Here is a 10,964-nt window from a genome sequence, read left to right as displayed (position 1 = left end):
AAATCTGGCCGGATCGTTCCTCGGACGGAGAGCCGCACCGGTTCCCCCAGGGACGGAATGTCCCGAGGGAGAAATTCAGTGGGTGCTGGAACGTATCGATGCACTGAGACCGGACGCAGTCATACTGTTCCATGAGGCGGTACATTTCGCTCCCTCTCTCTCTCGCAACGGTCACAGGATTTTCTCGCTCGTTGGCCATCTTCAGCACCGCAGTGGGGCGTCGCACTGGGAGGCTGGAGGAAACCATGGCGCGGGCAAAATCTTGGCTGAGGAGCAGAGACTGTCCCACTCGCTGAACGCGGCGGAGTGCGTCGGTTTCAACAGCAATGATGACGCTTCCTACGCCCGCGACCGACTCGGGGTAAGACACGTGATCCCTCTCGGCATGGGCTTCAGCAATCACGAAAAGCCGCCGGAAAGCAATGAGCCCGTCGTCCTCTTTGTTGGGAATGCCACAGACCCGAATCGTGCCGCGCTCTCGTGGTTCCTGTCGGAGATCTGGCCAGCGGTTCGAATCTTCTGCCCCACGGCAAGGTTTCGGATCGTCGGAACTATTGCCTCCACGCGTGAGGCTACGCCGGAGGCGGACGGCCTCGAGCGTGTGGGGCCGCTCCCGGACCTTGGTCCCGAATATCGACGCGCCCAGCTTGTCGTGGCTCCGCTCGTATCCGGTACTGCCGGCGTCAAGATCAAGGTGGCCGAAGCCATGTCTTACGGCCGCCCCCTCGTGACGACCTCAATAGGGGTGGACGCCGGTGACGCCCATCAACTCGATGAGGGAGCGATCGTCGCTAACGGCGCTGCAGACTTCGCGCAGGCGGTCATCGCGCTGTTGAGCAATACGGAACTCCGGCGTCAGAAATCCGAAGGTACTGCCCGTGTCTTCGCCAATCTCTTTTCTTACGATGCGTGCTATGGCCCGTTCCTGTCCTGGCTCGGCAAGGTAGGCCAGGTGGCTGAAAACAAGCCGCCTTCATAGATGGCGTAGGGAGGCAGGGCCTTCTCGAGCCTTAGTTGGATTGACGGAGCGATGTGACTCGGAGCGGGCAGGCAAAGAACACACGACTGATAGGGTGGCCGGCAGGCCCGCGGCGTCTGGTCCGTGCGGGTCGGTCCATTCGTTCATCGTGCTCTCCTGGAGATCAATCCGCGGACTGGCAGCCGCTTAACTGTCGAACTCCCCGAAATCGCCTTGGAGTGAAGAAGCGCAAGCATGCTTTCCGAGGCATGGCTTTTCGACAGCGTCTGCCTTGGCCAGCTCTCAAGCACGCAACCGCTATGTTGCCGGAGGGTGGCGGGCTGGTGCAAAACTCAATCATAATGTTGGTCCGCTACTCGGCTTCCCTGCCTTTCCTCACTCAATCCCCTTTCTGGCCATCTCGCGATCGGTGTCGTCGGCTACGCACTTGTCGTCGGATCGGGAAAAGCAGGTCCGCGTGTTGGGGGCATCGCGGCCTCCGGGGGAAATCGGCCGTCCACTCGACGACTGCAGATAGGGGGCTGCGTTTTGCACCGCTACTCCTTTAGACGGGGGCCTTCCCTAGCCTTTTAGACGGCATGACCTTCCAACCGGTGTGTCGGACTATCCGTGCCGCATCCAGGCGGCCGCGCCCGGCCTGTTGGGGAAGAAGGGCACGCATGCTTTCTGTAAAACGCGACTCCTTATGAGCACAGGTGAACGCTACGTCCTGCTCGTTACGAATTTTGTCACTGCAGCCGTAGTCTCGCGAATATTGACGCCCGAGGAGATCAGGTCTCGGTGATCGGCATGGCCATCCTGGCGATTGTCATGTCCATTTAGGGAGTTCTCCAGTTCGAACTTCCTCATCCAGCGCGACGAACTGAGCCGCGAGGATATCGGGGGCCTTCATGGTGATATTCATCCTTACGGGAATCATCGCCGCCGTTCTTGTCGCCGTTCCCCTGGCGTGGCGTCGCTTTACGGGGAGCCGAATCTTGTTTCCTACTTACGGGTCATCTCGATCTGCCTTTTCCTCGACGCCTCATTCATCCTGATCAACGCTCTCCTGCGGCGGGAAATCCTTCGGCAAGGTAGCGGCCATCAACATAACAGGGACCACGACGGGTTCCGCGGCAACAATCGCGCTGGCGTTGGCGGGCTTCACCTACATGAGCTTCGCCTGGGGCTGGTTGATCGGCAGCGGTCTTGCCGCAGGCGTCGCCCTCGCCTTGCGACCCCATTTCTGGATGTTCAAGCCGTCCCTGGTCAACTGGCGCGGAATGACCTCGTTCGGTGGATACAACGGCGTTGTCGCCATACTTTACGGCATCTTTGACGCCCTGCCCCTACTCCTGTTGGGGCGCCTCGTGTCACCGCATACGGCAGCCTTGTTCAGCAGAACCCTCTTGATCGGCCACATACCCGACAAACTGGTCCTCGGAGGTGCCATGACGGTCGTGCTGCCCGCCTTCTCCGCCGAGGTTAGGCAAGGCAGGGATTTGAAGGGCCCGTATCTCGCCGCCCTTTCTCTTGTCACCGCACTCCGCTGGCCCGCTCTCCTCGTGCTTTCGGTTCTGGCTTACCCCGTCGTGGTCGTGCTCAGTCATCAATGGATCGAGGTCGCTCCGCTCGTGCAAGTCGTCGCAGTCGCGCTCCTCTTCTCCTTCAGTTTCGAACTCAATTACCCGGTGATGGTTGCGGTGGATGCGACTTGTTTATCGCGCACTGATCGTCTTCCCGCTTTCCGGCATTCTCCTGTCCATAGCCGTGATCTTCGGCGGACTGCAGGCGGCCGCCTGGTGCATGCTGGTGACCTTCCTTTCCAGGCATACGTTGCCTTGAGCTTCGTTCGGCGCAGGCTGGGACTGAGACGCAGGGACATCGCTGCAGCGCTATGGAGAAGCGCTGTCGTGGCCATGGCGAGCGCGGCTGCTCCGCTGTCCGTGATCGCTTTGTCAGGCTCCGGCTTCGCCCTTTTGTTCGGGCAGGCATTCGGGGCGGGATTGTTTGCGTTGAGCGGATGGGCAACAGCATTGATTCTTACCCGACATCCGCTCTTTGACGAGATAATGAAGACCATCCCGGTATTCCGGCGAGCCAAGCTCCGCCCGGGTGAATGAGGCTTGCGCATAGGAGAATGTTCTGTCAGCAACTCCTTCGGAAACAAAAGGCTCTGCGATAGTCCTTATTTGTAACGAGAACTATTTGCTGCCGACCTTCTCGGCGGCTCTTTCGGCTGATCACCACACAGCGGCTGATGTGCCGGTCTATATATTCGTGGTCAATTCCGATCCCGGATGGGCCAGCCAGTTCGACCATGCGGTGGCGGGCACCAAGATCAGGATAGAGGCGGCTCATCTATCTCAGCTCGAGGAAGCAACCCGGTTCCACCGCGACAGATATCTGCCCGCGATCGCACTGGCTCGGCTCTGGTTCGACGGGTTGCTCGACCAGGAAATAGACAGATTCTTCTACATCGACGGAGACACGATGGTCGACGGAGAGTTGGACAGCCTCTTGGCTGTGCGGCCTTCCCCCGGAAGGATCATGGCGGCCCCGGATGTAATGCGCATGTTCATGGACGAGAAAAGCCGGGGCAAGAAGCACGAGCTCGCCTACCTGAACGGCTTGGACTGCGATGCAGACAGCTACTTCAATTCGGGTGTGATCTACACGTCGCGCGAGGCTTGGAACAGCATCGTTCCGGAGGCGCTGGAATTCCTATTCGAGCACCCTGAAGGCTGCCGCTCGTCAGATCAGAGCGCGCTGAATCACGCCGCCTACGGCCGCGTTGATATGCTGCCGCTCACATACAACCACCAGAGCGAGCACATGATGGTCCTCGACCCGCGTAGGAACGGGTTCGCGCCGGCAATTTGGCACTTCACCGGCGGGCCAAACCCTTGGGATAGGCCGGGATGGCCTTGGGACGAGTATTTTAACAGATTCCACCGGATGGCAGAGCTGCTGCTCGTAGACTGCGATGTGAAAACGCCGAAGCCGCCTGAGGCTCAGATGCGCGCGGGAATTTCGCATAGGCGGCGGACAAAAAACAGGCTCAACTGGATCTACCCATGGCGCAAGATCACGAGGAAGGCAAAAATCCTGCGACTCTTATCTGCCGGATCCCTTTAATTCCGACTTTTTCCGGAAGGGCCGCTGTTGCGCGTTTGAGCGCCTTCGCTCCGTGGCCGAGCGTGTCTGCTGCGAGAATGTCGTCGGCGCAAAGGTTCATGAAGTAGTCGGCCTCGGCCCTGTCGATGGGTTCGTTGAAGGAGACGTTGCGCCCAAGGTTTTTCTCGTGGCAAACGACTTCAACCCTCGGGTCCTGTGCCGCAAGACCTTGCCACCCCGATGCTATCGTCCGTCGAAGCGTTGTCGATGATGATCTCCCTGAGGCGTTCGACATCCTGGGACAGCACGCTGCCGACACACTCGGACAGAAAATGCTCGTAGTTGTAGCACGGTATAACGACGTCGAGGCTTGCCAATTGGCTCTCCCGCTAGCCCTTCACTGTTTTCGGCTTCCTGGCTCTGCTTGCCGCAGATTGCCAGCCGGTCAATTGCGGAACTCCCCAAAATCAGCGTCGACCTGTATCATGAGTTCGAGGTATTTCCACGCAATCCATCGCCAGGAATAACTGCTCGCCCTGGCGTATCCCTTGGTGATGAACCGCTCCCGCAACGCTGGGTCGAGCATCAGCAGGCGGACGGTTTCGGCCCACAAATGGACGTCGTCGGGATCGGCATAGAGAGCCGAATCCTCACAGATTTCGGGAAGACACGGCGAGGTCGAGGCCACGACCGGGCAGCCCGACGCCATCGCTTCGACGGCGGGTAGCCCGAAACCCTCGATCCGTGACGGGAACAGGAAGCACAGGGCGCCTTCGAGCGCCTTCTTAAAGTCGTCGTCCCCTATGCGGCCAAGGAGGACGATGTTCCCGGGCATTTCCGGGACGTACCGCAGGACCGTGTTCTCATTGACATCGCCGGGCATCCAGAGATCGAGACCCATCCCATCGAGGAGCGGGGCCAGCTTGGCGAGAAGCCCCATGTTCTTGTATTCTTGGTCCCGCCTTCCAAGACAGAGGACGTACGGCCTGCCGCGGTCCACGGTCAGTGACGATCTTGCTGCATTCCATCTCTTGGCATGGTCGCTGCCGTTGTAAGTGACGACGATGTTTTCCGCTGGCGCGATCCCGAATTTGACAAGATGGCTGCGCGAGAGTTGCGAGACCGTCGTAATGCGGGCGGCTCGCCTGCCAAGTGCCGGCAAGATCAGTCGGTGCGCCCACCTGAAACCCCGCCCGTAGCTCGACGGCATGAGCCTAGTGTGCATATCATGGATGCACGCGATCTGGCGCTTCAGCACGATGGGAGCGAGGTTGCAAAAGCTTAGCAATCCTCCGGGCACGTGCCAGGGCAACTGCGCCTGCACCCACAATTGGGGAAGTCGCGGCAAGTTGAATTCGGGAACGACTCGGGTGGAGATGGCGTTGAGGCGGAAAGGTTCGGAAAGCGGACGCGGCACCACGAGATCGATCTCCAGATCGCGACCAAGCGGGTGCCCTTCCGAAATGAGGGCGTCGAGAGCCATGGTCACCTCGCTGGCGTAGCGAGCTATTCCGGTCGGCCTGAGCGTGGTGAAGTCGCCGTTTATCGTCCAACGCCGCCTCGCAGTTTCGCTGTCCGCCCACGTCCTGCCGGGATGCGCGACCAGATATTCGGAATGTTCGGCAAGCGATCTCGCCAGCACTGTGTCGGCGCTGTTTCTGTTCACCTGTTTGGGCCGTCTTGGTGGCCACTTTGTCGTATCGGTTTCGAGATTGCCCATGTCGCTCCCCCGCCCTTTCGGCGTCGCGAGCCAGACTAGCATTCTCGGGGGTGCAAGGGTCCTCAGACGTTTGAGGTAGGCACACTATCCCCCTCGCCTATCTGGATGATTCCCGGTCAGCCCCGATGACCCAATGGCCGTGATGACCGCCCGTCTTCGCGGCTGCACACTGAGGGTTAAAAAGGGGAACGCATGGCACGGCGTTGGACGATAAATGGGCGTTTTCTTTCCCAACCGACGACAGGCGTCCAGCGCTATGCGCGCGAGGTCGTCCGTTCGCTCGACGCTTTGATCGCGGAACAGGAGCCTCTCGCGCGCGGTCTCGAAGTCGGACTACATTGTCCACCGGGGTCGGGCGACATCCCCCTCGTTTCCATCGAACGCCGCGAGATCGGCAGCAGGAGGGGGCATGTCTGGGAGCAGGTGCAGCTCCCGTCATCGCTAGACGGCAGCGGACTGCTCAGCCTCTGTAACACCGGACCGCTGCTTTCCCACAAGCACATCGTCTGCATTCATGACGCAAACGTCTGGAACGCTCCGCAGAGCTATTCCATCGCCTTTAGAATAGTGTACAGGAATCTGTTGCCATGCCTCGGCAAGACGGCGTGGGGTATTTCGACGGTTTCCGATTACTCGTTGGGCGAACTGGTCCGCCGCCGCATCATCCGGGAGCAACAGGCTTTCGTGGCGCCAAACGGCCACGAGCATGCTTTGCGGTGGAAGCCTGAACACTCGGCAGAGACACGCCTGGCGGCCTCGCGGGAAACCATCGTTATGATCGGCAGTGCCGCACCCCACAAGAATGTGGAGCTCATCCTGAACATGGCTGACCATCTTGGCGAGGCCGGACTCAGGATCGCGATTGTCGGGATGTCGGATTCCCGTGTTTTTAGATCACCATCAGCCCGGGCCGAAGCCCGAAACATTCACTGGCTAGGGCGCATTTCCGATGGCGAGTTGGCGGCCCTCCTTAGGGACTCACTGTGTCTAGCTTTCCCCTCCCTTTCAGAGGGCTTCGGCCTCCCGGTCCTCGAGGCGATGGCGGTCGGCTGCCCTGTGGTGGTTTCCGACCGCGCCAGCCTGCCGGAAGTCTGCGGGAGCGCAGCCCTGTTTGCACCTCCCGACGACCCGGAAGCATGGTTCGAAAGCTTCGTGCAGCTTCACGGTTCTCAGGCCTTGCGACTCCAGTTGATAGGCAAGGGCAGGGCGAGAGCCTCGGCATACAGTTGGAGGGCTACGGCCTTACGCTATCTCGGGGTAATGGCTGCCGCCGACGGTATCGATACGGAAACGAAGGTCGTCAGAGCGCGCGAACTTACGTGATCTCGTGAAGTGCCTGGACAGCTCCGAGCGATTCCAGGATCGCGCGGTCGAAGTTCTCTTCGGAGAAGCGTCCTGCATTCCTGGCGCAGGCGCGGGGCGTGATCGCATAGCTGTTCTCTTCGAACCATTCGACTGCCTCCTTGAGGTGATCGACAGTTTGAGCCTTGAACAGCACTCCTGTCGGTTCGAGGGATGATCCAAGGCGCTGCACGATGTCTGCCGCCCCACCGCGGCCGAAGGCAATCAGTGGCGTTCCGCAGGCCTGCGCCTCGGCCAGCGCTATGCCGAAATCCTCGCAGCCCGCAAAGACCATGGCCTTTGCCCGCGCCAAGGTGTCCACATAGTCTTTCCGAGGCAGATAACCCGAGAAGGTGACGTTCGAGCCGGCAAGCGCTCGCAGACTGGATGATTGCTGCCCTTCGCCAACGATGATTAGCCGCCGCGACGGCATTTCGTTGAAGGCCCGGATGACGAGGTCGGTGCGCTTGTAAGGGGCGAGGAAGGACGCCGAAACGTAGTAGTCGTCCTTGTCCTCCACGCAGGGCAGTTCTCCCAGAGAGACCGGCGGGAAAACGACGCGTGCCTGGCGCCCATAAATGTGCTGGATTCGGGAGCGGACGTAGTTCGAATTCGCGAGCATCATATCCGGGCCGTGCGCGGTTCTCGTGTCCCATGTCCTCAGCCGATGGAGCATGTACCGATAGAGCATTCCCTTGGGACCGAAACCAAGCCGCGCTTGCTGAAGATAAGAAAACTGTTCGTCCCAGGCGTAGCGGACGGGGCTGTGCACATAACAAAGGTGCGGTTGGTCCGGCCTGGTGATCACGCCGCGCGAAAATGCGGCTGACGACGAGATCACCGCGTCGTAACCTGTCACATCGAACTGTTCGATCAGGAAGGGGCAAAAGAAGAAGAGAGATCTATAGAATTTGTGCACCATTGGTATGCGGTTGGCTGCGGACGTATGGAATTCTACGTCGCGGAAATATTTCTCCTTTACATCGGCTGGCAAGAAATCGAAAAGCGTGAAGACTTCGGCATTAGGAAACTGCTTGCAAATTTGCGCCAGAACCCGTTCACCTCCCCGGAAATTCGGGCACCAGTCATGAACGACCGCGATCTTCGCGTACCTGTCGACGCCGGGCCCCGGCGCGGCGGGCAACTCCTCGATCGGCACGTTGACCTTGGCCGCGATGGCCAAATCGGAAGAGCGTTCGTGGAGCATGGTTCGCCTAGCCTCAGCAGGCCAGCAGTTTCCATTCCGTGTTATGGCTCCGGCAAGTTGTCCGATCGGTTACAGGTTGATCCGGGTGCATGCCTGCCTAGTACATATGGCTGTGGGGCATTCACCGGCTGTACTCCGAAAGCCTGTGTCCCGAGGTAGGCCAAGCTCCTGCCGTCCCCTTTTATGCAGGCTGTCTCGGTCCTCTCGTCGGCTTACGGTCCGCGGGAACCGAAACGGGATCCAGCATGAGACTCGCCGTAATCATCCCGACTCTTGGCCGCAGCGGACAGGTCGCGCGCCTGCTCAGATATTTGGGTGGCCAGACGAGACTTCCCGACGAGGTCATAGTGTCGGCGCCCGACGCCGCGCATGTCGAGCTGCCGGAAAGCTGTCCTTTCCTTTTGTCGCTCGTTTTCGGGCCGATAGGATCGTCTGCCCAGCGGAACACGGCTCTTGTACCCTCCCTGGAGCGCTTCGATATCATCACATTCTTCGACGACGATTTCGTTCCGTCCGCCGAATACCTGGAGCAGGTCGAGAAGGCTTTCGTTGAAAATAGCGGCTGGGCGGTGGTGACGGGCGCGGTCGTCAGGGACGGGGCCAACAACGCGGGGCTCACCTGGGAAGACGCCGAAGCCGCCCTGCGGGAGGCCGAGGGTAAAAAACAAGACGGACCATCGGTGGTCGACCATCTCGGCGCATACGGATGTAACATGTCCTTCCGTTCCTCGTTTGTGGACGACTTGCGCTTCGACGAACGGCTCGTCCTCTATGGTTGGCAGGAAGACATCGACTTCACCAGCCAGATGAGGTCCCGGGGCCGAGTGGTCTGCGTGACTTCAATCACGGGCGTGCATCTCGGCATCAAGACAGGGCGTGTCAGCGGAGAGCGGTTCGGATACTCCCAGGTTGCGAATGCGATCTACCTGATCAAGAAGGGCACTGTTCCGGCCTCTTTCGCGCTTCCCCTGATGTTCAGGAACATAGCGGCCAACCTCGCAAAGAGCCTGTGGCCCGAGCCGTTTGTCGATCGGAGGGGCAGGCTCAGGGGCAACATGCTTGCGATCCTGCACGTGGCTACAGGACGGATCGAACCCGAATACATCCTGAAAATCTGATGTGAGGAAGACAATGCGAAAATGGCTGGTCAGGGTGGTGGCGGCTTCACACGTGGCCGCGGCCTGCCCCTTGCCGACGGTGGCTGCCGAGTATCTCCTGGGACCGCAGGATAAGGTCAGGCTCAAAATTTACGAGTGGCGCGCATCACGCGATGTGATCTTCGAATGGACGGCTCTCAACGACGATTTCGTTGTCGGCGCCGACGGCACGCTCTTCCTTCCATTTGCGGGCCAGATACGCGCGCAAGGCACCGCCCCCGGCGACCTCGCCCGCGCGATCAGCGACCGCCTGACGCAGCATATGGGCCTCGGCCGCCAGCCGGATGTCGCCGTCGAAATCGTCCAGTACAGACCGTTCTACATAGTCGGCCACGTCGCGCAGCCCGGCGAGTTTCCCTATAGGCCCGGACTGACGGTGCTGCAGGCGGTGGGGATCGCGGGCGGCCTGCGGACACGCGAGGAAGACGTCTTGAGACTCGAGCGTGAAGTGATCGCGGGCCAAGGTGACGTGGGATTGCTGGCGCTGACCAACGTCAGCTTGCTTGCCCGCAAGGCGCGACTGGAATCCGAACTGGCTGGCAGCAACGACATCTCTTTCCCTGCAGAACTGAAGAACAGGGCTTCGAATGGAACGGTCGGGTTGACGATGGAGCAGGAGCGCAAGATCTTCGCTGTTCGCAAAGACGCGCTGACGACGCAACTCCGTGCACTTCACGAACTCAGGGAGTTCCTGGAAAACGAACTGGTCTCGCTCGAGAAGCAGCTGACCTTCCACGACAAACGGGTCGAACTCGTCCAGAAGGAGCTTGCGGGCGTTTCGACCCTTGTCGAGAAAGGGCTTGCGGTTGCTCCGCGGGAATTCTCTCTGGCGGGAATGGTCGCCCAGATGCAAAGCGACAGGTTGGCTGCCGAGACCTCGCTCTTGCGGGTCAGGCAGGAGATAAGCAAGACTGACATCGAGATCCTCGACCTCAGCAATCGCCATACCAGCGAGGTCGCCGAGACGTTGAGGGAGACGCAGCTACAGCTCAATGAAGTCGGCAGTAAAGTCGACACCGCAGTACAGTTGCTGCACGAAACCGAGGTCACGGCCCCTGCTCTGCTCGCCCTCAGGGAACGCTCCGAAAGGGCCAAGCCGATCTTCAAGATCGTGAGGACGTCCGACAGCGGCACGGAAGAACTCACGGTTGAGGAAACGACGCCGGTCGAGCCCGGCGATACCGTGAAGATCGAGATCCCACTGCCGCAGTCAGGCTTGGCTGCGCTGCCTGCAGGCGGCAGCTCTCAGGCGGAGCCGATACCCGTTCTGGACGCCAACTGATCAAGTTGTATGGTCCAGCGCGGCCTTCGCCTCGTTCGCTCGTTGACCGGTCACCCACAGAATTGACGCGTTGGCGTGAACCGGGGCAGTTGCCATGTACTTTGAGGCACCCTATCAGGGAGCCGCCAAACGTGACAGAAATCACCACCCTGACTGAACCTTCCCTGGCGCAAAGAGCCAAT

General features: G+C 60.1%; 8 protein-coding genes and 2 pseudogenes. 7 read left to right on the top strand and 3 right to left on the bottom strand.

Annotated features, from left to right (window positions below; translation table 11 throughout):
* The first annotated feature begins 82 nt into the window (after positions 1-82).
* From NKJ13_RS24545 to NKJ13_RS24535, 3 genes are all read left to right on the top strand, one after another.
* Entirely contained in the window at positions 83-979 is an 897-nt protein-coding gene (locus NKJ13_RS24545) for a glycosyltransferase (RefSeq protein WP_352507543.1), read from the top strand.
* A 1,082-nt stretch (positions 980-2,061) separates the two neighbouring features.
* Positions 2,062-3,081: an oligosaccharide flippase family protein gene (locus NKJ13_RS24540; protein WP_502899871.1), complete on the top strand. Its 1,020-nt coding sequence runs from the start codon at positions 2,062-2,064 to the stop codon at positions 3,079-3,081.
* A gap of 22 nt (positions 3,082-3,103) precedes the next feature.
* The gene (locus NKJ13_RS24535; protein WP_352778709.1) at positions 3,104-4,096 is read left to right on the top strand and encodes a glycosyltransferase family 8 protein; all 993 of its coding nucleotides are present in this window, start codon (positions 3,104-3,106) and stop codon (positions 4,094-4,096) included.
* Here NKJ13_RS24535 and NKJ13_RS24530 read toward each other — a convergent pair.
* Positions 4,047-4,383, bottom strand: a pseudogene (locus NKJ13_RS24530) (glycosyltransferase family 2 protein). The gene NKJ13_RS24535 and the pseudogene NKJ13_RS24530 sit on opposite strands and share 50 nt — an antisense overlap.
* A 137-nt stretch (positions 4,384-4,520) precedes the next feature.
* Positions 4,521-5,558 (bottom strand): glycosyltransferase family 4 protein, encoded by a 1,038-nt coding sequence (locus tag NKJ13_RS24525; protein WP_352507542.1) that lies wholly within the window; start codon positions 5,556-5,558, stop codon positions 4,521-4,523.
* A gap of 429 nt (positions 5,559-5,987) precedes the next feature.
* Here NKJ13_RS24525 and NKJ13_RS24520 point away from each other — a divergent pair, with 429 nt between their 5' ends.
* Positions 5,988-7,118, top strand: coding sequence for a glycosyltransferase family 4 protein (locus NKJ13_RS24520; RefSeq protein ID WP_352507541.1), 1,131 nt, complete (start codon positions 5,988-5,990; stop codon positions 7,116-7,118).
* Here NKJ13_RS24520 and NKJ13_RS24515 read toward each other — a convergent pair.
* Positions 7,111-8,343, bottom strand: coding sequence for a glycosyltransferase (locus NKJ13_RS24515; RefSeq protein WP_352884847.1), 1,233 nt, complete (start codon positions 8,341-8,343; stop codon positions 7,111-7,113). The genes NKJ13_RS24520 and NKJ13_RS24515 overlap by 8 nt on opposite strands.
* A 245-nt stretch (positions 8,344-8,588) precedes the next feature.
* Here NKJ13_RS24515 and NKJ13_RS24510 point away from each other — a divergent pair, with 245 nt between their 5' ends.
* From NKJ13_RS24510 to NKJ13_RS24500, 3 genes and pseudogenes are all read left to right on the top strand, one after another.
* The gene (locus tag NKJ13_RS24510) at positions 8,589-9,461 is read left to right on the top strand and encodes a glycosyltransferase family 2 protein (RefSeq protein WP_352705783.1); all 873 of its coding nucleotides are present in this window, start codon (positions 8,589-8,591) and stop codon (positions 9,459-9,461) included.
* Between the two features lie 13 nt (positions 9,462-9,474).
* Positions 9,475-9,873 (top strand): annotated as a pseudogene (locus tag NKJ13_RS24505) (polysaccharide biosynthesis/export family protein); the annotation flags it as partial.
* Between the two features lie 3 nt (positions 9,874-9,876).
* Complete coding sequence (locus NKJ13_RS24500; RefSeq protein ID WP_352507592.1) at positions 9,877-10,782, top strand: HlyD family secretion protein; 906 nt, start codon at positions 9,877-9,879, stop codon at positions 10,780-10,782.
* Positions 10,783-10,964: the final 182 nt, after the last annotated feature.

The organism is Mesorhizobium sp. M0174 (genome assembly GCF_040322275.1).
In the GTDB taxonomy this organism is placed as follows: Bacteria; Pseudomonadota; Alphaproteobacteria; order Rhizobiales; family Rhizobiaceae; genus Mesorhizobium.
Note: the sequence above shows the minus strand (reverse complement) of the source record. Positions and strands in the feature narration are given on the sequence as shown.